The organism is Gordonia sp. IITR100, from assembly GCF_002009645.1.
Lineage (GTDB): Bacteria > Actinomycetota > Actinomycetes > Mycobacteriales > Mycobacteriaceae > Gordonia > Gordonia hongkongensis.
The window spans coordinates 25,487-50,053 of the sequence record NZ_MVKV01000011.1; the positions used below are offsets into that span (position 1 = coordinate 25,487).

Genomic DNA, 24,567 nt, shown 5'->3' on the forward strand with positions numbered 1-24,567 from the left:
CTGAGGTGCGAGGAGCGAAAGCGACGAGCCACGAAGGGTTGGCGACACACCTCACCAGGACCCTTCGTGACGCTCGCAAGCTCGCTCCTCAGGGAGCAAAGATGTGACGCTCGCAAGCTCCGGCCTCCTCAGGGAGCAGTTAGAGGGCTCACTCCGGGCGCACCGGGCTCTTTCGTAGTTCCGGCTCAGACCGCGGGCTCCCCGGTGGCCGGCTGCTCGACCTTCTTCGGCAGCGTGAGCAGCGTGGCGATCGACAGCGCGACAAGCATGATGCCGCCGACCCAGGCCAGCACCTCGAGCGAGAACGCGGGCAACACCATCATCACGATGCCCGCGATGATCGCGATGATGCCGGAGAGGATCAGGAACCAGGTGGGTGCGTGCCCGGACTTGGTGATCGCGGCGTACAGGTCGGCGACTCCCTGGAAGATCCAGCCGATGCCGATGAACACCGCGAGCAGCCAGACCGCGTCGCCCGGGCTGAACAGTGCGATCACCCCGGCCAGCAGCACGATCGCGCCGACGACGCCGAGCATCACCCGGACCCCGGTACTGAGGAACGACGCCGCGAAGGCCTGGTAGATGCGGAAGATGCCGGCGATGATCAGCGAGATGGCGAACAGGATCGCGAGCACGACGATGGTCGGTCCGGGCCACAGGATCGCGATGACCCCGATCACGATGCCGACGATCGACGTGATGATGAGTGCCGTGCGCACGGCACCGACCAGTTCGTCGGGGAAGTGTTTGGTGTACACCGTGGCGAAAGTCATGGTGGGAGGTTATCCGGCACAGCAGGATCCGGCGCGCTATTCGCTCAGGAGCGGCACAAACCCGACCGCATCGCCGACGCAGATGAACAGCGGGGTAACAAGTAACGATGACCAACATCGCGTTCTTCGAGCCGATCTCCGACACCGGCCGGCCCGACGCCGGTCTCCGATACCGGCCGACACCCTTCGCCGCCAGCCTGTGGGCGCCCGGCACCCTGAACGGTCCGGCGGTGTGCGGCCTCGCCGCGCGGGCGGTCGAGACCGAGTTCGGTGATGATGAATACGTACCCGCCCGGTGCACCATCGACCTCTTCAAGGCCGCGCGCGACATCGTCACCTCCACCCGGGTCCGAATCGTCCGATCGGGCGGACGAATCCGGGTCGTCGACGTCGACGTGCTCCAACACCCCGAAGGTGCGGATGAGGTGCTCGTCGCGCGCGGCACGACGGTGTTCCTGCGCACCTCGACCAACCCGCCCGGGCAGCGGTGGCATCGCCCCGCGGACGCGGTCACCTTCCACCCACCCGAGATCGCCTCCGATGACGACCTGTCCCCCCGGTTCGCCTCCGATGCCGCGGACGACACCGTCGGTGAATGGGAGCGCGACATGGGCAATCACCAGAACGGGCACCGCAAACGGATGTGGTCGCGGGCCGCGCCCATTGTGGCCGGCGAGAAGCTCACCCCGTTCCAGCGGGCGGTCGTCAGCGCCGAATCCGCCAGCCTGGTGTCGAACTGGGGCACCACCGGCATCGGATTCATCAACTGCGATCTGACCGTCGCCCTGAGCCGTCTGCCGTCGGGTGAGCGGGTCGGGGTCGAGGCCGACGTCCACATCGAGGACGACGGCGTCTCGGTCAGCAACGCCGGACTCTACGACGCCGACGGCATGTTCGGGACCGCGCTCGTGACCGCGGTGAACAACGCCGCCGCGCAGATCGACTTCACCACCGTGGACACCTCGGAGCGCTATCGCGAAGCCTGAGTTCGACACGACCGTTCGCGGTGGTCGGGCACCGTAGCGGACCTCACACATATCTCTCAGGTCTTGATAAGGTCACGGCCATGACACGGCGCCTCGCACGGCTTTTCCTGGGTCTTGTCGTCACTTTGCTCGCTCTGGCCCTGACGACGACCCTGGCCGCCTCACCCGCCCACGCCGCCCGCTACGCCAACGGTCCGGCGACCATCGTCAACCGATTGACGGGGCCGTTCGCGATGAACGACACCATCGGACGGTTCAACATCGTCGGTACCGATCTCGGTGTCATGTGGGACAACGGCCGAGGTGAGATCCTCACGGCGTTCGGTGACACCCAGTCGTTCAACGGGTGGTCCCTCCTGTACGGCGAGCTCTACTACTGGCGGTCCAACGTCCTGCTGCGCAGCACGGACCGCCATCTGGCCGACGGCATGACGTTCACCTCGCACGCCGGCCGGCCGGGTCATGCCAAGCGCCTGCTCAAGCCGAACGTCCGCCGCGAGATCACGATCATCCCGACCGCCGGCGTGGCTGCCAACGGCAAGCAGTACATGACCGTGATGTCGGTCAAACGGTGGGATTCGCCCGGCATCTGGACCACCAACTGGGCGGGCCTCGTCTCCTCCACCGACAACGGCGAGAACTGGCGCTCGGTCGGTGCGTTCCGCCCCAATGGCGGCGGCAACAAGAAGTTCCAGATGGGCGCCTTCCTGAAGGTCGGCAAGACCGTCTACTACTACGGCACACCCGACGGCCGCTGGGGCGGTGTCTACCTCGCGCGCGTCGACGAGAAGGACATCGAGAATCTCGGCAAGTGGCAGTACTTCTCGTACGGCCGTTGGGTTCCGAACAACCCCGACGCAGCCACCCCGGTGATGGGCGCCCCGACGGGCGAGATGTCGGTCCAGTGGAACGACTATCTGGGCAAGTACATCTCGCTGGCGAGCCAGGACGTCGGCGTGACGCTGCGCACCGCCGACAACCCTTGGGGCCCATGGACTTCCGGTGAGATCGTCGCACCCTCGGTGGACCCGTACACGGGTTACGCGCCGTACATCCACCCGTGGTCGAAGGGCAGCACCCTCTACTTCACCTACTCGGTCTCCATCGGCTATCAGGTGTACCTCATGCGTCTGCCGCTGCGGCGCGGCTGATCTCGACCACTGCCATCGGGGCGGTTGCCCCGAGGCTGCCGATGATCAACTGGCGGCGATGGTGAGCACGACCAGCGGGATGGGGCGATCGACCTTGGACTGGAAGTCCGCCAGCAGTGGGTTGTTGGCCAGCACCCAGGCTGCGAACTCGTCGTAGTCCTCGCCTTCGAGCACCTTGCCGGTCCCCTCGTGCGTCTTGTTTCGGAACTCGATCCTGACCTGTGGATTCGCCTTGATGTTGTACCACCATGCCGGGTACTTGTCGTCGATGAACGAGCTCACGTACATGATGTCGTCGCGGTAACAGGGCCCCAGTGGAACCGTGTGCGGCTTCCCGCTCTTGGCCCCGGTGGTGGTGAGCAGGATGAGGTCCGCGCCACCGTAAGCGCCGCCCACCTTGCCCGCGTTCTCCCGAAACTCCTTGATCACATCATCGTTCCAGTTGGCGATGCCACCCTCTTGATCCCACGCCTGGTTCCACGGCGCGTTCGGATCGTCGTAGTCGGTGATATTGGTCTGATCGGGCTGTCCTGCTGTCGATTCGGTTTCACTCATGATCCGAGTGTGTCGTCGAGTTAGGACAGTTACGGTCCTAACTCAAAATCGCTACGAAACTCGTCCTGCGCCTGTCGGTAGGTGACCCGCCGACACGTCGGGGCGGTTGACGTCCGTTTCCGGACCCAACCGCCCCGGCGCGTCTGTTGGTGCTCAGCTCTGGCCGAGCATGCCCTTCATCTGGTCGATCTCGGCCTGCTGGGTCCGCTTGACCTCTAGGGCAAGGGTTTTCGTCGCGGAGTCGACGCCGTCGGCGAGTACAGCATCGGCCATCGCGATGGCGCCCTCGTGGTGCCGGATCATGCCCTCGAGCCAGAGCCGGTCGAACTCGGGACCGCGTGCGTCCCGCAAGGCGGCCATCTGGTCCGGGCTGAGCATGCCCGGCATCGCGGAGTGACCACCGTGGCCCATGTTCTCGTGGCCGTCGTCGAGGCCGTCGGTACTGACGCCCCAGCTCTGCAGACGGTTCTCCATCTGCTCGATCTCGGCGTCCTGGGCCTTCTCGATCGTCGACGCGAGGGCGATCAGTTCCGCATTGTCCGTCCGGCCCTCGACGAGTTCGGCCATCTCCACGGCCTGGTCATGGTGTCCGATCATCGTCGAGGTGAACTCGACGTCGGCCTCGTTGTGAGTGGCCGACGCCGGAGCTTGCGTCGCCACCGATGCCGAGGTGTTGGCGGAGGTGGCGTCGCTCGCTGTTTCGTCGGGCGAGCAACCGGCGACTGCGATGAGTGCCGCCGCGGCCAGGCCGATCCCTGCCGCCGTCCGGATACGGCGCCGAGATGTGTTGTGTACGTACATGAGTGCATTCCTTGCTGCTGTCGGAGTTCCCGGCGGGCGCGACGCCGGCCGAGAGGGAGGAGAGATGACGACACGACGGACCGAGCGGTCCGCGGAGGTCAGCTCAGCAGCGGATCACCTGTAGTTGCAGATGGGAGTACATGGCCCACGGCGGCGGACGACCCAGGATCGTCGTCCGACGGCGAGCGGTGTCGACGATCCGCGGAAACGCCGCAAGCGACCAGAGCAGGAGAACGAGAACCACGGCCGGAAGATCGACGCCCGCCGCACGGATGAACACGCAGTCGTGCGAGTGCTCACCGCAGTCGTCGGTTCCGGTCATCTTCGGGGCTGACGTCATCGTCGACGATGCCGTGAGCGCCGAATGCTCCGCATGGTGGGACATCCCGCTCTCGCCGTGTAATTCCGGCCCGCTCGCTCCGCTCCCGGCGCCGCCACCGGAAGGCCCGCCATGACCCGACACCACCGTGTGCATCAGCATCACGGCGAGAGCGAGCACGAGAACGAGTGCGCGGCGCCGTACGACGGCGCCACGACCGGTTCTGCGGCGGCGGCTCACGGTGCCAGGTTACGAGGTCAGGATGCCGTCGTCGACGCCCTGGCGTCATCGGGACGCCGATCGTCTCCCGACTCCGACGCTGCATCCTCGGCGGCTCGGCGTCGTTGTCGTGGGATCAAGATCTTGCGATCGATGATCTGGTAGGTCGCGACCACCGCGGCGGCCAGCAGCCACCCGAGCACGATGTCGAAGATGTAGTGCTCGGCGGTGTACACCAGGGCGAACGCCATCGCGAGGGCGTAGCCCATGAACAGTGTCTTGCCGAGCGCCTTCACCCGCGGCCACATGAAGAGCGCGAGGAGCATCGTCAGACCCGCGTGCAGCGACGGGATCGCGGCCACCAGGTTGGACTTGCCCTGCCCGACCTCGACGAGGTTCGACGCCGCATGGATGTTGAGGTACCCCCAGCCGCGAGCCGAGATCCGTTCGACGTAGGGGTTGGCGTCCGGATACTCGTTGTCCAGCGTCCCGAGCAGACCGCCGGGCTCCTCGGCCTCGGGCGAGTACATGCAGATCGGGTCACGCGGGAAGTCCTGGACCTCGGCCGCGGTGCATCGCGCGGCGGCCCACGGCGGGGCGCCCGGGACGAGGGTGTAACCGACCAGGGCGAGGAAGGTCGTCGCCACGAAACACGCCGCGTAGCGTCGCCAGGCGGCGCGGTCCTTCAGCCACAACACGGCCGCGACCGCGTACGGGATGATGAAGTACGACATGTAGACGATGCTGACGATGACCTCCCACCAGGGCGGACTCGCCTGCTTGAGGTGCTCCTGCAGCCATGCCGTGGGATTGACCCCGCCGGTCAGCCAAGCATCGAAATCGATCGCCAGATGCCAGTGGGTGGGCATGTCGACGATGCGCGCGACGTCCCGGGTCCAGTCGTAGAGGATCAGGATCAGCGCGAACGGCGCCCAGTCGATGAGGATCGTGATGAACTTGCGCCGGCCGATACAGGCAGCCGCGAGTCCCAGACACATCAGGATGATCAGGCGCGTGCGGTCGAAGGCCAGACCGTAGAGGGCGACGTGCACCGCCATCAGCACGATCCAGGCGCCGATCGCGATGCGCCGGACCATCGTCAGATCGCGACGGCTCTCGGGATCGGCTTCCATCTCGGCGGCGGCGGCCAGGTCGTCGAGGATCGGTTCCACACCCGCGCGCCCGGTGTCGTCGCGGTCGGTGTCCTCACGACCGGTGACCACCACGGAGTCCTTGGTGTCGGAGGTGGTCGCCTCGGCGCTCTCGCGCTCGTCGCGCTTGGAGGGTCTGCCCGGCTGCGGGACGCCCACCGTCTCGTCGACACTCACCCGACACAACCCCGCCCGTCACACCCCGCAGGGCAACCACCCACTTAAACTGCCGTCAGTGTAATGGCCATCTGTTGTTCGCGAGCCAAGCCGACGGCCAGGCATGTCGGATTTGAGCATTTCCGGCGCCGCGACCCAGGGCGAACGGTCTCCGCCAGCGGTTTTCGCCGGACACCTCGCCGATCAGGGTGTTGTGGATCACACTGGAGGGCGTCGATCCCTTGAAGGAGGTCTCGGTGCCCAATCGCTACCTGCGCTACGGCGACCAGCGCTACATCATCAACAAGGAGGCGGAGGCCCGTCTCAACCGCACCCTCGACGCGGTGTACGCCGACGGAACCCGCGGTCACGAGTGGCTGAACCTCTATCACGACAGCGCGGCACCGTGTCGACTCCTCATCGCACCCGGGGTCCCGATCACCATCGAGACCGAGCCCTGTCTGGGCGACTGATCTCCCGTCGCCGCGGAGAGCCGGTTGGACGAAGCAGGTGACCGCCCCGGCGTGTCCCCGTGATCCATGACGACGGGCGCGTCCGCGTGTCAGGGCGGGCCACTATCGTTGTCGCATGCGCATCGGAGCCCATCTTCGCGAGGACGCCGACCCCTTGGCCACTGCGGCCGAGCTCGGGATCGATGTCTTCCAGATGTTCGTCACGGATCCTCAGAGCTGGAAGAAGCCGCAGCCGAACCCGCGCGCGGCGGAGTTCCGTGAGTCCGACATCGACGTCGTCGTGCACTCGAGCTACCAGATCAACGTCGCCAGTCTGAACAACCGGCTGCGGATGCCGTCGCGCAAGGCCGTCGAGCAGCAGGCCGCGGCCGCCGCCGAACTCGGCGCCTTCGGTCTCGTCGTGCACGGCGGACATTTGCGCGACGGGGAGGACAGCGCCGAGGGATTCGCGAACTGGCGCAAGCTGTTCGACCGCCAGGCCGACAAGGGCGGTTTCGGCGTCCCGATCCTCATCGAGAACACCGCGGGCGGCGACCACGCGATGGCACGCACGCTCGAGTCCATCGACCGTCTGTGGGAGGCGGTCGGCGACTTCGACCAGGCCGGCTTCTGCCTCGACACGTGCCACGCCTGGGCCGGCGGCGAGGATCTCGTCGGACTCGTCGAGCGCGTCCGTCAGATCACCGGCCGGATCGATCTCGTGCACCTCAACAACTCTCGCGACGAGTTCGACTCGGGCCGCGACCGTCACGCCAACCTCGCGTCGGGCCACATCGACCCCGAGGTGCTCGTCGCCGTCGCCGAGGCGGCGGGCGCACCGGTCATCCTGGAGACGCCCGGCGACGGCATCCCCGATGATCTCGAGTACCTGCGCTCGGCGCTATAAGACGTCGATCACGACAGATTCCAGGCGGGCGCCGGCGGAGTCACCGGGTATGCGGCGACGTTCATGACGACCGTCCCGTCGCAGGGCCCGCCGTCGATCGTGGTCCGCCACACGCCCTTCAGCGTGCCGTCGCCCTGCGGGGTGTAGGTCGCGATCGACGTCGCCGGGCGCCACACCTTCGGCACACCCGCGCCCTGCCAGCAGTCCCATTCCCAGTCATAGCGATGCACCCAGGATCCTGCCTCCCAGGTGTAGCGCGGCGGCTGCGGCAGCGTCGAATTCGCGGGTTTCGGCCCGTCGATCACCGTCGCCACGCACGTACCGCCGTCGCACGATGTCCTGAAGGTGTAGTCGTCGGAGAAGTCCGGCTCCGCCTGCCGGGCCGCCAGGCTCGTTCCGGTCTTCGAGGCGGCGAACCGCTTCAACGAATACACGCCGTCCCACGAGGGCGTCGCCGCGGCGTCTGCCGGGGCGACAGCCACCAGAAGTCCGGCGGCCAGGGCGACGATCGAGATCACGACGCTCACGAAACCTGTCGCACTGACACGTGCGGGTCCGATCACCAGTCTGCGCATCCTTTCATTGGAACGTACTCGCGGTTCCTGCGCCGGCGTTGCGGATTTCTCGGCGCTCCGGGTGCGCCAACCGGCGCAGATCACACATCTTCTGATTGATCCGGCGGGGATATGCGGCTACTCTAGGGTTACCGGCGAGTAACATAGCTCAGACCGAACAGCCCCCTCATCCGGCCGGTACGCGCACAACCGCGAGCGATCGGACCGGGTCGAGGACGCCATCGCAGACGGCCACACCAGACAAGGAACAACCATGGGCCATTACAAGAGCAACATGCGCGACCTGCAGTTCAATCTCTTCGAACTGTTCGAGCTCGACAAGGTACTGGAGTCCGGCGACTTCGGGGACCTCGACCACGAGACAGCCGTCGACATGCTGCGCGAGGTCCGTGCGCTGGCCGAGGGCCCGATCGCCGAGTCCTTCGTCGACGCCGACCGCAATCCCCCGGTCTTCGACCCCGACGAGCACACCGTCACGATCCCCGAGTCGTTCAAGAAGTCGTACAACGCCCTGGTCGAGGGCGGCTGGGACAAGATCGGCATCGCCGAGGAGCTCGGCGGCCTGCCGGCCCCGCGCTCGCTGTACTGGGCCATCGGCGAGATGATCCTCGGCGCCAACCCGCCCGTGTTCATGTACGCCGCCGGCGCAGGCTTCGCGAACATCTTCTACAACAACGGCACCGACGAGCAGAAGAAGTGGGCCGCCATCTGCTCCGAGCGCGGCTGGGGCGCCACCATGGTGCTGACCGAGCCCGACGCCGGTTCCGACGTGGGCGCCGGACGCACCAAGGCCGTGCAGCAGGAAGACGGTTCCTGGCACATCGACGGTGTGAAGCGATTCATCACCTCGGCCGATCAGGACATGACCGAGAACATCTTCCACCTGGTGCTCGCCCGCCCCGAAGGCGCCGGCCCGGGCACCAAGGGTCTGTCGCTGTTCTTCGTACCCAAGTACCACTTCGACTTCGAGACCGGCGAACTCGGCGAGCGCAACGGCGTCTTCGTCACCAACGTCGAGCACAAGATGGGCATCAAGGCGTCCGCCACCTGTGAGGTCACCTTCGGACAGCACGGCACCCCCGCCAAGGGCTGGCTCGTCGGCGACGTCCACAAGGGCATCGCGCAGATGTTCGAGGTCATCGAGCACGCGCGAATGATGGTGGGCACCAAGGCCATCTCGACCCTGTCGACCGGTTACCTGAACGCGCTCGAGTACGCCAAGGAGCGTATCCAGGGTGCGGACATGACCCAGATGACCGACAAGTCCGCACCGCGCGTGTCGATCACCCACCACCCCGATGTGCGTCGTTCGCTGATGACACAGAAGGCCTACGCCGAAGGTCTGCGCGCGATCTACCTCTACACCGCGTCGCACCAGGACACCGCCGCCGCGAAGATCGTGTCCGGCGCCGATGCCGAGATGGCCCACCGCGTCAACGATCTGCTGCTCCCGATCGTCAAGGGCGTCGGCTCCGAGCGCGCCTACGGCACCCTCGGTCACGAGTCGCTGCAGACGCTCGGCGGGTCGGGATTCCTCCAGGACTACCCGATCGAGCAGTACATCCGTGACTCGAAGATCGACTCGCTGTACGAGGGCACCACCGCCATCCAGGCCCAGGATTTCTTCTTCCGCAAGATCATCCGCGACAAGGGCCAGGCGCTCGCGCACGTCGCCGGGCAGATCCAGAGCTTCATCGACTCCGAGGCGGGCAACGGCCGGCTGAAGACCGAGCGGGCACTGCTGAAGACGGCGCTCGACGACGTGCAGGCGATGGCTGCCTCGCTGACCAACGATCTGATGGCGGCACAGGAGAACTCGACCGAGCTGTACAAGGTCGGACTCGGTTCGGTCCGCTTCCTGATGGCCGTCGGCGACCTGCTCATCGGCTGGCTGCTCCTCCGCCAGGCCGAGGTCGCCCTCGCAGCTCTCGACAACGGGGCCTCCGACGCCGACAAGTCCTTCTACGAAGGCAAGGTCGCCGTGGCGAGCTTCTTCGCGAAGAACATGCTCCCGCTGCTCACCTCGGTCCGCGTCACCGTCGAGAACATCGACAATGACATTATGGAGCTCGACGAAGCGGCCTTCTGAGACAAATCAGAGTCAGACGGAAGGCCGCCCGCCGAGGGACATCATGGAACTCGACGAAGCGGCCTTCTGAGCCCGACCAAACCGAGAACTCCCACCGGCGAATCCGCCGGTGGGAGTTCTTCTTTGCGTCGAGTCGGCGCACATCGCGGCTCAGACCCCGCGGTGCGGCATCGTCACTCGATCACGCTGAAGCAGTAACCGACCGGGCGCGGTTTCTCCGCGAAGTAGGTCCCGTCCGAGTCGGGACATTCGGGCTCCCCCGCGGCCTTGGTGTCCACGCGGATGTTCGTTCCGCCGGAAACCGGCGACCCACAGTCGATCTCACGAATGTCGGCGAGCGCGGTACCACCGGTCGCGGACGGGATGTAGTAACAACGACCCTCCTGGTACACCGGCGCCAGACAGAGCGCGCCCTCCTCGCCCGCGACCCAGTAGCGCGAGTAGTTGGGACCGCAGAGCCCTTGCGTGATGGACTTCTCCGCGACGACGTAGTGGAAGTCGGTGTCGCCGCAGGACACCTCGTCGGCCTTGAGGGTCTCCGGCTCCGCCGTCACGACGATGCACTCGCCGGCGTCGACGTCACTGGTGTCGGTGACCCCACCTCCCTGCGCCGACGACACCAGCACCCGCGCCACGCCACCGGCGATCACGATCAAGAGCAGCACCCCGACGATTCCCAGCGCGACCCACAGACCGGTGCGCTTCTTCTTCGGTGGCGGCGGGAACGGCGGCCCGGGCGGGTACATCCCGCCCGGCATCGGCCCCGGGTACGGCTGCGGCGCGCCGTAAGGCCCCTGATTTGGTGGCGGAGCACCGTAGGGCTGATTCGGTGGCGGATACCCGCCGTTCGGCGGGTACTGCCCGGGTTGCGGTTGTGGCCCGAATCGCGGGTCCCCCGGCTGGTATGGCGAGTTGGTCACGCCGCGAAGACTACCGCCACCTGCCGCCTCGTCCAGGGCACCGATGAACCTCGACTCGACTGATGGACTTCGATTGAAGTCCATCAGTCGAGGTGAGGTTCGCCGGTCGGGCGGCAGTACGGGTGAGCGGACCGTTCAGTCGAGGAGAGTGATGCAGTAACCGGTGGGAGTCGGTTTCGGCACGTAGTACTGCCCTTGGGCAGGCTCACAGGTGGGTTCCCGCGAGATCTTCGTGTCGACGCGGAAGTTGGTTGCACCAGGCTTCAACACCGGCCTGCCACAGTCGATCTCTCGAATCTCACCGAGTGCATTCCCACCGACCGCGCTCGGCTCGTAGTAGCACCGGGCCTGTTGATATACCTGCGCCACGCAGAGGACCTCCGTTGTACCCGGCCGTGCGTTCACAAACCAGAACAACGAGTACTCCGGTCCGCAGTTCGATTCGTTGACCACCTTGTCCGCCACCACGAAGTGGAAGTCTTTCGTTGCACAGGGCACTCGCTCCGCGCTGAGGTACCCGTCGCTGGGTGACAGCTGGATGCACTCACCGACGGCGACGTCATCGCTGTCGAACAGCCTGGGGCTGGACGGTAGTGACTCCATGAACCGGTTCAACCCGAAGGCCCCGACCGCGAAAACCACAAGACCGACAACACCGAGCGAAACCCACAACCAGGTGCGCTTCTTCTTCCGCTGCGGCGGCGGGAACGGCGGGCCTGGTGGGTACATGCCTCATCGGACTGCCGTAGGGACGCGGCGCCGCGTACGGCCGGTTCGACGGATAGAAGCCCGGGTGCGGAGGATAGTGCCCGGGTGGGGGTTGTGGTCCGACTCGCGGGTCCCCCGACTGATATGGCGAATTGGTCACGCGCGAACACTATCCCGAACCCCCCGATCACGGACTTTCGTATCCACCTGTCGATCCGTGACCGATGGGGCATCGGCGTATCGAGTCACCGACGAACCTCAGCTCGACTGATGGACTTCGATCGAGGTCCATCAGTCGAGCTGAGGTTCGTCAGTGGGGCGCGGTGACCGGATGGCAGCCCAGGCGTCGTGAATTCGTCTGCGGCTCAGGCATCCCTTCCCGACCGCACCCGCTCGACCACTTCCGCATAGAAGGTGGTGGTCAGGAGAACCATGGCCGTCACGAATCCACCCTCGCTGCCAGACCGTTTCGACCCCATGGACGACTCTATGGTCACCGTGAACTCGCGGATGTCGCGGCCGTCGGTGGGCATGACAGAGGTCGCGTCTGCGCGAATGTCCTTCAGCAACGCCGCGGTCGACTCGACCCGACTTCCCGCGTGATGCGCCGTGATCCGCAGATCGTCGGGCGCGCCGGAAAGTTGACGGACCAGCCAGTTGATCTTGGTCTGCGTTCGCCCTGACCGCGGGGCTGCGGTTTTCAACGAGCAGCCGATCCGCCCGCGGCCAAGGTCTGCGTGCATCGCCACCGGTCCAGCCGCTCCGGATACTCGCAACAACGCGAAGAGCTCCCCTGAATCGGCCAGTTGCCGAGCGCGGCTGACCGAATCGACTCGACTCGCCGGGGCTTGTGCAGTCACGCGCTGCCCGGTCAGTGCGCTGAGCCGGAGCGCGACGTGGCGGGCCAGACGATCGAATCGGTCGCACACGTCCGACGTCGAGTCGTCCGACGCGCCGACGGTCTTGTTCTTGACCGCTTCCCGGATCTTGACCCACTGCTTGCCCATGTCGTCGAAGGTCCGCATACCGGACTGGCTGTCGGCGGCGTACCAGAGGAGTTCCTCAAGAAGACGAGCTCGCACCCTGTCGTCGACGCCGACATGCTCGTGCACGATCATTGCCTCGGCGAGGACCTCCTCCCACGAAAGATGTTTCAGCACAGTGTTCTTCGGGGGCCGACCCTCGACAGCGAAAGGGTGGAGATCTGGGGAGGCCATCAGGTCGCCGCTGATCGTGATCACTGCGTCGAACGACTTCGCCTTGGCCAGTTTGAGGTAGGTTCCGACCTGATCCCCGGTCAGCTCCGCCCGGCCGGTTTTCACTTCGACAAGTGCTCGCCACACTTTGCTACCGCGACTCACCTTGATCAGTCCATCCGGGCGCACATCCTCACCCGACATCGAGAATCGAACTTCGGTGAATGTTTCGATACGTCCTCGCGGCGCTCCGGTCTGGCTGAGGACCGCGCGGCCGAACTCGGGGACCGTTTCCATTGTGGCCAACAGAATGGACGTCGTGCGCATCTCTTGTTCGGCGGCCGACTTGATGCCCGCAGATGGAAAGAGGCGCGCCCGCTTCCACTCCGACTCAACCTGTCGAGGTAGATATGCCAGAGTTCTCGACGCCCAGTCTTTCGGCAACGGCGCTGGGCGTCGTTTTCGACCGATCGAGACCTTCGTACCGGGCTCACTCTGTGAAGATGCGGTTTGTTGCACGGCGTCATCGGCACCCGGCACTCCGGTGTCGGCGGCAAGAGCCGCCTCGGCCGAACTCGTGTCAGGGACCGACTCGGAAATGTCCTGTTCCGCGTCCGGTTCCTCGTCCTCACCAGTCGAATCCAGGCTGCCGTCGACAGACTCTGTGTCGTCGACTTCGATCCCATGGTCGGAAACCAGGGCCTCGAGCCCTCCGTCGTAACCCTGACCGACGGCTCGGATCTTCCAGGCATCGTTGCGTCGGTATATCTCGCCGAAGATCAGCGCGCGTTCCGACGACAGACCTTCCATTGCGTGCACGACGAACGGAGCATCTGGCTCGTCTGCATGGGCGACGTACATGTTGACGAGCTCGGCGTCTCCGAAGCTCGCATCTGTCCGAGGGTCTGTGCTGGCCGTGACCATTATTCGCGCGACCGAATCGGGTATGCGCGCGAGATCGACCTCCACGGCATCTTTCTGACTGAACGAACTGCCGTCCGGGTCCTGCTGATGCACCTCGTGCGAGACCAGCCGTACAGCGCCTCCCACCCCCGTGGGCTGGTTGTAGAAGATCAGGTCGTCATTGGACCGCACTTGACCGTCGTCACCGAGGATGAGGATGCCGGCGTCGAGCCCGATCTCCTTGCCCGCAGCCGCTTCGGTCTGGATGACGACCACCAGCCGCGGTGAGTTTTCGCCGGCGACTTCGTCGACAGAGACGTTTCCACCCTTGGACAGCTCACGAAGCTCCACCTCGCCAACCTATTGGCAACACCCTGGTCGGCGTGTGGCAAATCGGACAAGTGGGTCGAATTCGAGGCCCATTCGATTGATTGGAGGATCGGTCCCCGCACATCCGCGGGCGAGGAGATCAGACCGCCTTCTTCCGCTTCCGCTGCCCGGCCCGGGCGGAGACCGCGGCGCCGAGGAGGATCATCCGCATGGTGCGCTCGGCGGCGTCGGCGAGGAGTTGCTCGCCATTGGCGACTGCCTCCGACAAGGGCATCGGTACCGTGATGATCGACGCGATCGCCCCGATCCCCACGTCGTGGACGGCGGGCGCACCGTGCCCGAGCGAACCCGCCAGCGCGACAACGGGCACACCCCGCAACTGGGCGCGGCGGGCCACCTCCGCGGGCACCTTGCCGCGAGGGGTCTGGAAGTCGATCGAACCCTCTGCGGTGATCACCAGATCCGCCTTGCCGATCCGATGATCGAGGTCGATGCCGGACAGCCCGGAATCGAGTAGTGCGTCGAACCGCGAGCGCAGTTTCCCGCCGGCTGCCGCCAGGCCCGCACCTAGTCCACCCGACGCGCCGGACCCGGCCCCCTGCCGATAGTCGATGTCGGCCAGCCCATCCCGCTGCAGTATGTCCGCCCAGACGTCGAGCGCCGCCGACAGCGAGTCGACCTGTGCGGGCGTCGCCCCCTTCTGCGGCCCGAAGACGCGGGCGACGCCGCTCGGTCCGCAGAGGACGTTGTGCGGGTTGCCCGCGACCACCACCTCGGTCTCACGCAACCGCGGATGCAGGCCGGTGAGATCCAGCGACGCCGCGCGCGCCAGTTCGTTTCCGCCGCGACCGATCTCGTCACCGTCATGGTCCAGGACGCGCGCACCGAGCGCCTGGAGCGCACCCGCGCCGCCGTCGCATGTGCCCGAGTCGCCGCAGCCGACGAGAATCGCCGACACCCCCGCGTCGAGGGCCGCGGCAATCAGTTGTCCCACTCCGTAAGTGGTGGTGGCGCCGGGATCTCGCTGCTCCGCCGGAACGAGTGCCAATCCAGCTGCGGCGGCCATCTCGACGACGCCGATGCGGTTCCGACCGACGCCGACCTCGGCCCAGTGCGACTGCACCGGCTCACCGGTGGGACCGCGGACGGTCAGCTCGTGGAGCCGCCCGTTGCCCGCGGCCGCCAGGATGCGTGCCGTTCCCTCCCCGCCGTCCGCGATCGGTGCGATGTCGACGCGCACCCCGGGGAGCGTGCGCCGCACCCCCGCGGCGATGGCGGTCGCCACCGACACGGCGTCGAGGCTCTCCTTGAAACCACTCGGGGCGACCAGGATTCGTTGCGGAACTCGGACAGACATCGGCACTCCTGTTGATCTATCGGACAAGGTTTTGTTGACGGGAGGGGAACTGGCGCCCGGAGGCACATTCGGGACAGTCGCGGCGATGCGACGGTCAGGACGAGAGCAGGGGCAGACCCAGGTAGGGCCAGACCCAGAACGCGAAGATGATGAGCAGCACCAGCGACACCGGCGCGAGCAGCGCCGACATCGTGAGCAGATGTCGGGGTTCGTAACCGGGGACGTCGTCGCTCGCCGCGAACATGGCGACCGGTTTGGCCGAGCTGGTGAGGGTGATGCAGAACCCGGCGGCCGCGGTGGACAGGAAGGCCGCGGCGACGGGGTCGACCCCGACGGCCGGGGCGGTCACCACGATGATCGGGATCAGTACCGCCGAACGGGCCGAACGGGATTGGATCACCAGATGCGCGAGCAGCGAGACGATCGCCGCGACGACGACGAACACCATCGCCGCCGCCGGCCCGGTCTCGGCGATGGACCCGAAAGCCTGATCCGCCAGCCACTCCGCGGCACCACTGGAGTTGAGCGCCATCCCCAGCGCGAGGGTGGCGGCCATGAACAGCAGGAGCGTCCACGGGACGGTCTTCAGCGCCGCGCCCAGCGTCGTCGCGCCGACCGCCGGCGCCGACGCGGCCAGCGCGCCGAGCACCGCGACGATGGCCGGGTCGACACCGTGCAGCGGTTCTGAACACCACAGCGCCACAACGAGTCCGAGGATGCCGGACACCCGTCGTTGTGCAGACGTGAGCGGGCCGGAGGTCGCCGTCCCGGTCGTCGCGAGAGCGGTCGGCGGCACGCACAGCGGACGTGCCCGCTCGGCGCGATCGGTCATCAACCACAGTGCCGACTCGGCCGCGAGGTGCGACCACACGAGCGCCAGGGGGATGCCGAGGACCGCCCAGTGCAGGAATCCGATACCGCCACCGGTTGCGGCCGAGACGATCTCGACGGTGATGAGGTGCGCACCGGCACCCAGAAGCGATCCCACCGCCGAGAAGAGGATCACCATCGGGAAGACCAGCGCGAGGCAGAGCACCAGGCGGGGCCGGTCACGCAGGACCGCGGCGAGCGCGAGAAATATCGGAAGAGCAAGGGCCGCACGGCCGGACGTCGCCGGGATCGCGAACGTGGTCAGCAACAGGGCCGCGGTGATCAGATGGACCAACTGACGAGGCGTCCGGGCCCGGCGGACGACCCGCGCCGACACACGAGCCGACAGACCTGACGCCGTGACCGCGGCTGCGATCACGAAAGCACCGATCAGCAACCAGATCACGCCGGAGCCGAGCGTGCCCGCGAAGGTGTTGGCGTCGATGATGCCGAAGACCACCAGAGCGATACCGCCACCCAGCGCGACATAGGTGTCATCAAGCGGCGAGAAGATCCACGCCCACACCGCGACGAGGAAGACGAGGAGGGTGACGACGGCGTCGAACGGCAACTCCCCGGTCCACCCGGCATGTCCGACGAACGCGCCGGCGCCGAGAACGACGACGAGACCGGCTGCCGCCCACGGGGACAGCACGCTGCCGACGGCGTCGAGGAGGGGGCGCCGCGGCGGCGATGACGGCGTCACCGTGCGCACCGGTGGACGCGTCGCGTACATCGTCACCGGCCCCGGGTGTCCCGGGCCTCGGTCGATCGTGTGCGGAACGTTCATGGCGACCACTCTGCGGTGCCGGCGTGACACCTTCATGAGGCGCGAATGAAAGTTCTTTCACGGAAAGAACCGGTGAACAGACGGCAAACCCACCACCGGATCGGGCCGGTGGTGGGTCTGCGCGGTTACCCCAGTGGTGTGTCGGATCTACTTCGGTGGCATCCGGATGCCGCCGTCGACGCGGATGACCTCCGCGTTCATGTAGCTGTTGGTGACCAGCTCGACGACCATCGAGGCGAGCTCGTCGGGCGCACCCAGGCGATGCGGGAACAGGACCGACTCGCCGAGCTTGGCCTTGAACGCCTCGGCCGCTTCGCCTTCACCGTAGATCGGGGTGTCGATCAGACCGGGGGCGATGGTGTTGACGCGGATGCCGACCGCGGCCAGGTCGCGCGCGACCGGGAGGGTCATGCCGACGACGCCGCCCTTGGACGACGAGTACGACGCCTGGCCGATCTGGCCGTCGAAGGCTGCGACGCTGGCCATGTTGACGATCGCGCCGCGCTCACCGTGGCCGTCGAGCGGCTCGTTGCGGCTCATGGCGGTGGCCGCGAGACGGATGCAGTCGAAGGTGCCGATCAGGTTGATCGCGATGACCTTCTTGTAGGCGTCGAGGTTGTGGGCCGACCCGAACTCACCGTCGCGACCGATGGTGCGCTGTGCCCAGCCGATGCCGGCCGAGTTGACCAGCGCACGCAGCGGGCCGAGTTCGGTGGCCGCGTTGACGGCGGCTTCGATCTGTTCGGTCGAGGTCACGTCGACGGCGACGAACTGTCCGCCGATCTCCTTGGCGAGTTCCTCGCCCTTGTCCGCGTTCAGGTCGGCGACGATGACCTTTGCACCCTTGGCCGCCAGCTGGCGAGCCGCAGCCGCGCCGATGCCGGACGCGCCACCCGTGACGATTGCACTAGCTCCATTGATATCCACGCCCCGGAGCCTATCGAGCGTTCTATCGCTCGGTAAAGCCCTTCGGGGAAACACCCCGCATCGAAATCCTCCACATCAGATCACCCCGCGCCGAACCACCCCGGGGTCAGACGCACTTCACGATGGGTTCGGGCGCGTAGCGGACGGTGCGGGTGGACCGATCGATCTCCCGTCCGGTACGCGCGTCCTTGATGATCCGGGTGTCCGATGCCGTGAAACCCTTGCTCCCGCTGCTCGGGATGCAGTCGTCCCCGCGCGGAACGCGGACTCGCGGCGGATCGGTGGGGGCAACCCGCTCACCCGTGACCGACTCGACCTCGAACGCCTTCGTTCCCCAGAGCCGAACCGTCACCGACGACGGCGACCAGGCGGTCTCGATCAGCACGCCGTGCCGCGTGTTGTTGCGGAACTTCAGGTCGATGGCGCCTTCGAACACGGTCGCCTCCCGCGCCTCCGGGTACCGCGAGATGTAGTACGCGTGCTCGGTGTGGTCGACGTCTTCGAGCCCGGCGAAATAGGTCGCGTTGTACAGGGTCGTCGCGAACTGGGAGATCCCGCCGCCGACCGCGTTCGACGCCCGACCATGGTCGATGATCGTCGACTCCACGTACCCCTGCTCTGAACCGCGCGGCCCGGTGTGCCCGTTGAGCGAGAACACCTTTCCGGGCAGGACGAGGGCCCCGTCGACCTCGGCGGCGACGAGCCGGATGTTCTCCCCGGAAGCGCTCGAGAAGCCACCGGTGGTGTACTCGCTGATCAGTTCGGTGACCCCGAGCTTGCGCGCGGCATCGGTCGTGAGCTTCGGCTCGACGCCGTCGTAGACGACCTCGACCCTGCGATCGCCACCGTCGGCCGCCGCACTCGTGGCGACGGCGGCGAGGGTCTTCGGCCAGTTGATCGCGGCGCCGTCGACGCCCGGCACCACCTGCGGACGGCCGGACGCCAGACTGAACGTCGCGCTGACGGGGGCCCGTTGCGAGGCGTCGAGGTCGGGGGCGAGGATCTCGCGCCCCACCTTCTCGTCGGCTCGGGGAGTGAGCCCGCCGCGGCCGTCGGGCCCGAAGGTCACCATCGACGCCAGGTCTCCCGCGGGCACCTCGACCGTCCGTTTGCGGCGGTCCACGAGACTCACGGGAGCCGCGACCACCCGTTCGGCCGGTCCGGCGACGGTCGCGGCCACGACCTCGGCGCTCACCGTCGGCGAGAAGGGTTCCATGGGCAGGTCGACGGGGGCGCCGTCCAGCCAACGGTCGAGGAGGGTCGCGGCGGCAGCGTCTCGCGCGATGCGTTCACCCTTGGCGGGCTGATCCCCGACGGGCTCGGTGCCGTCGTAGTGCACACCACCCTCGACCGCGGCCTTCTCGAGTGACGCGCGCTGGGCGTCGAGCGCCGCGTTCATCGCTTTCCGATCCAGCGTGACGACCGGCTCGACGTCGAAGTCGCGGCCGAACAGCGCGGCCAGACGGACGAGCGGATTGCGCGGTTGCTCGAGGAGACGAGCCCGCGTCGCATCGGCGTCGTATGTGAGTCCCAGCTCGGCGGGCGCGACCTCGGCCGAGCCCTCCGGCGTCCGCAAGACGACCGGTTGTCGCGAGCGCGCCGTCAGCTCGTCGAGTACGGAGGTGAGTTCGGCGGAGTTCCGACCGCCCGCATCGATACCGCCGACGACGGCGTTGCGTGGGGAATCGGAGCGGGTGGCCACGAACTCCGCGGCGAGGACGAGCGTGATCACGGCGACGACGGCGAGCACGGCGCGTAGCGCGGATCGTGCTCGGCGAGAGCCTGGGGTCACAACTCCATCCATCGGGGCTGGCAGCTCGGCGGGCTGACGACTTACCAATCAGGGGGTGGCCGCAGAACTACGGTCGGGAAAGCAGGCGCTCCGGCCGAGCTGTCGGGTCGGGGGTCTGACAGCGCAGCCGGAGCTATAGACATATTTACGCTACTTTTCGGCCGGAGGCATCCCCGGACGGCCGATTCTGTCGAATATGTGACGAAGTACCCCGATCCGTCTCACTTATCGGGATTCCAGCTCTCGATGATGTCCGCTTCGGGTCGTCAGCCCTCGATGATCGCGGTGACGCCCTGGCCGCCCGCGGCACAGATCGAGATCAGCGCGCGACCGCCGCCGTTCTCCTTGATCTGCTTGGCCGCCTGCGCGACGATCCGGCCGCCGGTCGCCGCGAAGGGGTGACCCGCCGCGAGCGACGAACCGTGGACGTTGAGCTTGCTGCGGTCGATCGAACCCAGTGCCGAGTCGAGGCCGAGGCGCTCCTTGCAGTACTCCTCGGACTCCCAGGCCTGCAGGGTCGCGAGGACCACCGACGCGAAGGCCTCGTGGATCTCGTAGAAGTCGAAGTCCTGCAGTGTGAGCCCGTTGCGGGCGAGCAGACGCGGCACCGCGTAGGTCGGGGCCATGAGCAGCCCGTCCGGACCGTTGACGTAGTCGACCGCCGCGGTCTCGCTGTCCACGAAGTAGGCGAGCACCGGCAGTCCGCGGTCGGCGGCCCACTCATCGCTGGCGAGCAGCACGGTCGACGCACCGTCGGTGAGGGGCGTCGAGTTGCCCGCGGTCATCGTCGCGTCGCCGAGCGAGACACCGAAGACCGGCTTGAGCTTGGCGAGCTTCTCCGCGGTGGAGTCGCCGCGCAGGTTCTGGTCGCGGGTCAGGCCCAGGAACGGGGTGATGAGGTCGTCGAAGAAGCCGGTGTCGTAGGCGGCCGCCATGTTCTGGTGGCTGCGGGCGGCCAACTCGTCCTGGTCGGCGCGCTTGATGCCGAACTCCTTGGCGGTGACGGCTGCGTGCTCGCCCATCGACATGCCCGTGCGGGGCTCGCCGTTGCGCGGGATCTCGATGCCGAGCTTCGTCAGCAGCTTCGCGGCGCCGAGGATCTGGTCCTTGGTGCTCCGCGCGCGATTGACCTCGAGCAGCTGACGACGCAGGCCCTCGCCCACGGCGATCGGTGCGTCGGACGTCGTGTCGACGCCACCGCCGATCGCGGCGTCGTAGCGGCCGCGGGCGATGCCGTCGGCGACCGTCGTGATGGCCTGCAGTCCGGTGCCGCAGGCCTGCTGGATGTCGAAGGCAGGGGTGTACGGCGACAACGCCGAACCGAGCACCGACTCGCGGATGAGATTGAAATCACGGGCGTGCTTGAGCACGGCGCCGCCGGCGACCATGCCGAGCTGCTCGCCCTGCAGGTTGAAGCGGCTCACCAGGCCGTCGAGCGCGGCGGTGAACATCTCCTGGTTGCCGACCTTCGCGTACGCCTTGTCCTGGCGTGCGAACGGGATGCGGTTGCCGCCCAGGATCGCGACGGGACGATCGCTGCGGGTCTTCGGCTTGCTGGTGGGGTTGGACTGTTCGGCCACGTCGATCTCCCAAGGGTCGGGTGCGGTATCTATAGCGTATTCTTACTCATCAGTAAGTTCGTTGTCGAACGACAGTCAGAGGAGATCAACGTGGCCGCCAACGGAAACACTGGCCTGTACTCGAGCTTCGTCCATTCCGCGCCCGGCGCATTCATCGCCAAGCAGGCCGGATTGCCCGTCCCGCCGCCGCTGCGCCGATACAAGGCATCCGAGCCGCCGCTGCCCGGTCCGGTTCTGCTCGGCGGGTCCGGCCGGCTCGTCGAACCGCTTCGGGAGATGCTCTCGACCGAGGACTACGACCTCATCCAGAACGCCACGACGGGTCGCAGCGCCGACAAGTTCGGCGGACTCGTCTTCGACGCGACGGGCATCACCTCTCCCGGCGAGCTACGTCAGCTCTTCGAGTTCTTCCAGCCCGCGATGCGATCGACCGCCGCCTGCGCACGATTCCTCGTCATCGGCACCACGCCGGAACTGATCACCGACCCCTCCGAGCGCGTCGCGCAGCGCGCCCTCGAGGGCTTCACCCGCTCGCTGGGCAAGGAACTCCTGAAGGGTTCCACCGTCCAGCTCGTCTACGTCTCCCCCGACGCCAAGACCGGGCTGACCGGCCTCGAGTCGACCGTCCGCTTCGTGCTGTCGGCGAAGTCGGCCTTCGTCGACGCCCAGGTGATCCGGGTCGGCGGTGTCGACGCGACCGCTCCGAAGAACTGGGACCGCCCGCTCGAGGGCAAGGTCGCCGTCGTCACCGGCGCCGCACGCGGCATCGGTGCGACGATCGCCGAGGTCCTGTCCCGCGACGGCGCCCACGTGATCGCGGCCGACGTCCCGCAAGCAGGTGACGCGCTGTCGGAGACCGCGAACAAGGTCGGCGGCACCGCCTTCCCGCTCGACGTCACCGCGGCCGACGCCGGCGCCAAACTCGCCGAACACGCCCTCGAGCGCCACGGCGGCATCGACATCATCGTCAACAACGCCGGCATCACCCGCGACAAGCTGCTCGCCAACATGGACGACGCCCGCTGGGACGCGGTCATCGCGGTCAACCTCATCGCGCCGCAGACCCTCGTCGAGACCTTGCTCGAGAAGGGCGCACTGCGCGAGGGCGGCGCCGTCGTCGACGTGTCGTCGATCGCCGGCATCGCGGGCAATCGCGGTCAGACCAACTACGGCGCCTCGAAGGCCGGTGTGATCGGTCTCGTCGACGCCTACGCGCCGATCCTGGCCGAGAAGGGCATCACCATCAACGCGGTGGCACCCGGCTTCATCGAGACCAAGATGACCGCGGCCATCCCGCTCGCCACCCGTGAGGCCGGGCGACTGATGAGTTCGCTACAGCAGGGCGGCGAGACCGTCGACGTCGCCGAGACCGTCGCCTACTTCGCCAACCCGGCGAGCAATGCCATCACCGGCAATGTGGTCCGCGTCTGCGGCCAGGGATTCCTGGGGGCCTGATGGGCAAGACGATCACCCTCCCGTCCGCACCCGGCACCGCCGAGCTGTACGGCAAGGCGGTCACCGCGCTGCTGCCCGGCATCGGCAAGCCGCCACGGGTGCCGGCCGACGCCACCGCACCCGAGACGCGTTACCGACTCGACGGCGTGCGGGTGGATTCGACTGCGCTGCAGGCGTATTGCCACGCGACCGGGCAGCGGTTCGGCGGCACCCTGCCGCTGACGTACCCGTTCGTGCTGCAGTTCCCGGTCGTCATGAAGCTCATGACGTCCGACGAGTTCCCGTTCGGCGCCGTCGGTTCGGTGCACATGACGAACACCATCGAACGCACGCGGCCCATCGAAGTCGGTGAGCCGCTCGACATCGTCACGCATGCACAGAACCTGCGCGAGCACCGCAAGGGCATCCTGATCGACGTCGTCAGCGAGATCCGCGTCGGATCGGAACTCGTCACCACCCAGACGGCGACGTTCCTGAAGCAGCAGCGCACCAGCCTGTCCGACGAGCCGCGGGGTCCCGAACCGAAGTCGAAGACCCCGCCGCCGCCGGACGCCATCCTGGCCGTCGACCTCAAGCGGATCCGCGAGTACGCCGCAGCCTCGGGCGACCGCAACCCGATCCACATGGGCAACCTGCCGGCGAAGGCCTTCGGCTTCCCCAAGGCCATTGCCCACGGGATGTGGAGTGCCGCAGCGGCTGTCGCGAACGTGGAGGCGCAGCTGCCCGACGCGGTCACCTACGACGTCAAGTTCGGCAAGCCGATCCTGTTGCCGGCCAAGGTGAACCTCTACACCCGCCGGATCGACGGCAGGGGCAGCTTCGACATCGCGATCCGCGATCGCCGCAAGGGATTCCCGCACCTCACCGCGACGACTCGGGAGGGCTGAGGGCCCTCGCCTTTCGCTCCCGCGGTCTCGTTTCCGTCTCGCTTATTGGATCCAATCAGCGGATGGGAAGCGGGGCCGCGGGAGCGATTGCGTTGCACCTCAGGTGTCGATACTTCAGGCGTCGGTACCGACGCCCTTCAGGCCGCGCCAGGTGATGCCGACGAGGAGGTTGGTGGCCTTCTCGAGGTCGACGTCACCCTCCGTGATGCGGTCGGCGACGGCCTCGGCGGCACCGACGATCGCGACGGCGGTGAGTTCGAAGTCGATGTCGCTGTCGACCTCGACGGTCGTGCCCGCCTTGATCAGCTGGGCGACCATCTCGGTGACCCGCTGGCGGCTCTCGGAGACGATGCCGGCGAAACCGGCCGTGCCGATGGCGACGCGGTACAGCACCCGCCAGGACTGCCGGTGCTCGTGCACGAAGCGGAGAAACTCGCGGATCACCGTGACGGCCTGCTCACGCTGCGACAGCGACGGGTCGAAACCGACGCTCATCGCGTCGATGAACAGACCGGACTCACGGGCGATGCACGCACTGAACAGTTCGTCCTTCGAGCCGTAGTACAGGTAGAGCATCGGCTTGGAGATCTGCGCCTCGGAGGCGATGGCGTCCATCGAGGTCTCGCGGAAGCCGTTCTGCGCGAACACCTTGACGGCCGCATCGAGCATCTGCTGCTCGCGCACCGCGCGTGGCAGGCGCTTCGTTCCGCCCGACATG

At 67.0% G+C, this 24,567-nt stretch carries 22 protein-coding genes; 7 read left to right on the forward strand and 15 right to left on the reverse strand.

Translation table 11 applies throughout. The features are described from left to right. Positions 1-185 precede the first annotated feature (185 nt). Positions 186-773, reverse strand: coding sequence for an HdeD family acid-resistance protein (locus tag B1818_RS15490; RefSeq protein ID WP_078113235.1), 588 nt, complete (start codon positions 771-773; stop codon positions 186-188). 107 nt (positions 774-880) lie between these two features. On the opposite strand from B1818_RS15490, the gene B1818_RS15495 reads away from it, so the two are divergent. Beyond that, a complete protein-coding gene (locus tag B1818_RS15495; protein WP_058252205.1) occupies positions 881-1,759 on the forward strand; it encodes an acyl-CoA thioesterase domain-containing protein in 879 nt (292 codons plus the stop codon). A gap of 80 nt (positions 1,760-1,839) precedes the next feature. Next, positions 1,840-2,910: a DUF4185 domain-containing protein gene (locus B1818_RS15500; RefSeq protein ID WP_058252206.1), complete on the forward strand. Its 1,071-nt coding sequence runs from the start codon at positions 1,840-1,842 to the stop codon at positions 2,908-2,910. A 45-nt stretch (positions 2,911-2,955) separates the two neighbouring features. Here B1818_RS15500 and B1818_RS15505 read toward each other — a convergent pair whose 3' ends face one another. From B1818_RS15505 to B1818_RS15520, 4 genes are all read right to left on the reverse strand, one after another. Further along, the gene (locus tag B1818_RS15505) at positions 2,956-3,465 is read right to left on the reverse strand and encodes a nitroreductase family deazaflavin-dependent oxidoreductase (protein WP_078113236.1); all 510 of its coding nucleotides are present in this window, start codon (positions 3,463-3,465) and stop codon (positions 2,956-2,958) included. A gap of 153 nt (positions 3,466-3,618) precedes the next feature. Continuing rightward, positions 3,619-4,266: a DUF305 domain-containing protein gene (locus B1818_RS15510; protein ID WP_078113237.1), complete on the reverse strand. Its 648-nt coding sequence runs from the start codon at positions 4,264-4,266 to the stop codon at positions 3,619-3,621. Between the two features lie 103 nt (positions 4,267-4,369). Then, on the reverse strand, positions 4,370-4,825 hold the full coding sequence (locus B1818_RS15515; RefSeq protein WP_058252209.1) for a hypothetical protein: 456 nt from the start codon (positions 4,823-4,825) through the stop codon (positions 4,370-4,372). A gap of 17 nt (positions 4,826-4,842) precedes the next feature. Beyond that, positions 4,843-6,114, reverse strand: a complete 1,272-nt coding sequence (locus B1818_RS15520; protein ID WP_078113238.1) for a phosphatase PAP2 family protein — start codon at positions 6,112-6,114, stop codon at positions 4,843-4,845. A gap of 254 nt (positions 6,115-6,368) precedes the next feature. Here B1818_RS15520 and B1818_RS15525 point away from each other — a divergent pair, with 254 nt between their 5' ends. Then, on the forward strand, positions 6,369-6,584 hold the full coding sequence (locus tag B1818_RS15525) for a hypothetical protein (RefSeq protein ID WP_058252309.1): 216 nt from the start codon (positions 6,369-6,371) through the stop codon (positions 6,582-6,584). A gap of 115 nt (positions 6,585-6,699) precedes the next feature. After that, positions 6,700-7,470 (forward strand): deoxyribonuclease IV, encoded by a 771-nt coding sequence (locus B1818_RS15530; RefSeq protein WP_068971224.1) that lies wholly within the window; start codon positions 6,700-6,702, stop codon positions 7,468-7,470. A gap of 8 nt (positions 7,471-7,478) precedes the next feature. On the opposite strand, the gene B1818_RS15535 is transcribed toward B1818_RS15530, so the two are convergent. Further along, positions 7,479-8,045 carry a hypothetical protein gene (locus B1818_RS15535; RefSeq protein ID WP_078113239.1) on the reverse strand — a complete coding sequence of 189 codons (567 nt, stop codon included), beginning with the start codon at positions 8,043-8,045 and terminating at the stop codon, positions 7,479-7,481. A gap of 253 nt (positions 8,046-8,298) precedes the next feature. Here B1818_RS15535 and B1818_RS15540 point away from each other — a divergent pair, with 253 nt between their 5' ends. Further along, a complete protein-coding gene (locus B1818_RS15540; RefSeq protein ID WP_058252213.1) occupies positions 8,299-10,134 on the forward strand; it encodes an acyl-CoA dehydrogenase in 1,836 nt (611 codons plus the stop codon). A 173-nt stretch (positions 10,135-10,307) separates the two neighbouring features. Here B1818_RS15540 and B1818_RS15545 read toward each other — a convergent pair whose 3' ends face one another. The 8 genes from B1818_RS15545 to B1818_RS15580 form a co-directional block, all read right to left on the reverse strand. Continuing rightward, on the reverse strand, positions 10,308-11,054 hold the full coding sequence (locus B1818_RS15545) for a hypothetical protein (protein WP_254859716.1): 747 nt from the start codon (positions 11,052-11,054) through the stop codon (positions 10,308-10,310). Between the two features lie 135 nt (positions 11,055-11,189). Beyond that, the gene (locus tag B1818_RS15550; RefSeq protein ID WP_254859708.1) at positions 11,190-11,726 is read right to left on the reverse strand and encodes a hypothetical protein; all 537 of its coding nucleotides are present in this window, start codon (positions 11,724-11,726) and stop codon (positions 11,190-11,192) included. A gap of 401 nt (positions 11,727-12,127) precedes the next feature. Then, on the reverse strand, positions 12,128-14,212 hold the full coding sequence (locus B1818_RS15555) for a TerD family protein (protein WP_078113241.1): 2,085 nt from the start codon (positions 14,210-14,212) through the stop codon (positions 12,128-12,130). Between the two features lie 118 nt (positions 14,213-14,330). Next, the gene (locus B1818_RS15560) at positions 14,331-15,548 is read right to left on the reverse strand and encodes a glycerate kinase (protein ID WP_078113242.1); all 1,218 of its coding nucleotides are present in this window, start codon (positions 15,546-15,548) and stop codon (positions 14,331-14,333) included. A gap of 94 nt (positions 15,549-15,642) precedes the next feature. Beyond that, complete coding sequence (locus B1818_RS15565; protein ID WP_078113296.1) at positions 15,643-17,208, reverse strand: SLC13 family permease; 1,566 nt, start codon at positions 17,206-17,208, stop codon at positions 15,643-15,645. A 147-nt stretch (positions 17,209-17,355) separates the two neighbouring features. After that, entirely contained in the window at positions 17,356-18,135 is a 780-nt protein-coding gene (locus tag B1818_RS15570; RefSeq protein WP_058252218.1) for an SDR family NAD(P)-dependent oxidoreductase, read from the reverse strand. 106 nt (positions 18,136-18,241) lie between these two features. Next, entirely contained in the window at positions 18,242-19,939 is a 1,698-nt protein-coding gene (locus B1818_RS15575; protein WP_254859710.1) for a VanW family protein, read from the reverse strand. 254 nt (positions 19,940-20,193) lie between these two features. Next, a complete protein-coding gene (locus B1818_RS15580; RefSeq protein ID WP_078113244.1) occupies positions 20,194-21,507 on the reverse strand; it encodes an acetyl-CoA C-acetyltransferase in 1,314 nt (437 codons plus the stop codon). Between the two features lie 90 nt (positions 21,508-21,597). Between B1818_RS15580 and B1818_RS15585 the strand changes: the two genes are divergently transcribed. Next, positions 21,598-22,962: a 3-oxoacyl-ACP reductase gene (locus B1818_RS15585; protein WP_078113245.1), complete on the forward strand. Its 1,365-nt coding sequence runs from the start codon at positions 21,598-21,600 to the stop codon at positions 22,960-22,962. Then, positions 22,962-23,849, forward strand: a complete 888-nt coding sequence (locus B1818_RS15590; protein WP_058252222.1) for a MaoC/PaaZ C-terminal domain-containing protein — start codon at positions 22,962-22,964, stop codon at positions 23,847-23,849. The genes B1818_RS15585 and B1818_RS15590 overlap by 1 nt, the downstream gene beginning before the upstream one ends. A 114-nt stretch (positions 23,850-23,963) precedes the next feature. On the opposite strand, the gene B1818_RS15595 is transcribed toward B1818_RS15590, so the two are convergent. Next, positions 23,964-24,566, reverse strand: coding sequence for a TetR/AcrR family transcriptional regulator (locus tag B1818_RS15595; RefSeq protein WP_078113297.1), 603 nt, complete (start codon positions 24,564-24,566; stop codon positions 23,964-23,966). Position 24,567 lies beyond the last annotated feature (1 nt).

Bases quoted from the DNA above. Each gene is read 5' to 3' on its own strand.
- B1818_RS15575 (WP_254859710.1), bottom strand. From the start codon at position 19,939: ATGGATGGAGTTGTGACCCCAGGCTCTCGCCGAGCACGATCCGCGCTA.
- B1818_RS15510 (WP_078113237.1), bottom strand. From the start codon at position 4,266: ATGTACGTACACAACACATCTCGGCGCCGTATCCGGACGGCGGCAGGG.
- B1818_RS15500 (WP_058252206.1), top strand. From the start codon at position 1,840: ATGACACGGCGCCTCGCACGGCTTTTCCTGGGTCTTGTCGTCACTTTG.
- B1818_RS15560 (WP_078113242.1), bottom strand. From the start codon at position 15,548: ATGTCTGTCCGAGTTCCGCAACGAATCCTGGTCGCCCCGAGTGGTTTC.
- B1818_RS15565 (WP_078113296.1), bottom strand. From the start codon at position 17,208: ATGAACGTTCCGCACACGATCGACCGAGGCCCGGGACACCCGGGGCCG.
- B1818_RS15495 (WP_058252205.1), top strand. From the start codon at position 881: ATGACCAACATCGCGTTCTTCGAGCCGATCTCCGACACCGGCCGGCCC.
- B1818_RS15595 (WP_078113297.1), bottom strand. From the start codon at position 24,566: ATGTCGGGCGGAACGAAGCGCCTGCCACGCGCGGTGCGCGAGCAGCAG.
- B1818_RS15590 (WP_058252222.1), top strand. From the start codon at position 22,962: ATGGGCAAGACGATCACCCTCCCGTCCGCACCCGGCACCGCCGAGCTG.
- B1818_RS15530 (WP_068971224.1), top strand. From the start codon at position 6,700: ATGCGCATCGGAGCCCATCTTCGCGAGGACGCCGACCCCTTGGCCACT.
- B1818_RS15535 (WP_078113239.1), bottom strand. From the start codon at position 8,045: ATGCGCAGACTGGTGATCGGACCCGCACGTGTCAGTGCGACAGGTTTC.
- B1818_RS15540 (WP_058252213.1), top strand. From the start codon at position 8,299: ATGGGCCATTACAAGAGCAACATGCGCGACCTGCAGTTCAATCTCTTC.
- B1818_RS15505 (WP_078113236.1), bottom strand. From the start codon at position 3,465: ATGAGTGAAACCGAATCGACAGCAGGACAGCCCGATCAGACCAATATC.
- B1818_RS15490 (WP_078113235.1), bottom strand. From the start codon at position 773: ATGACTTTCGCCACGGTGTACACCAAACACTTCCCCGACGAACTGGTC.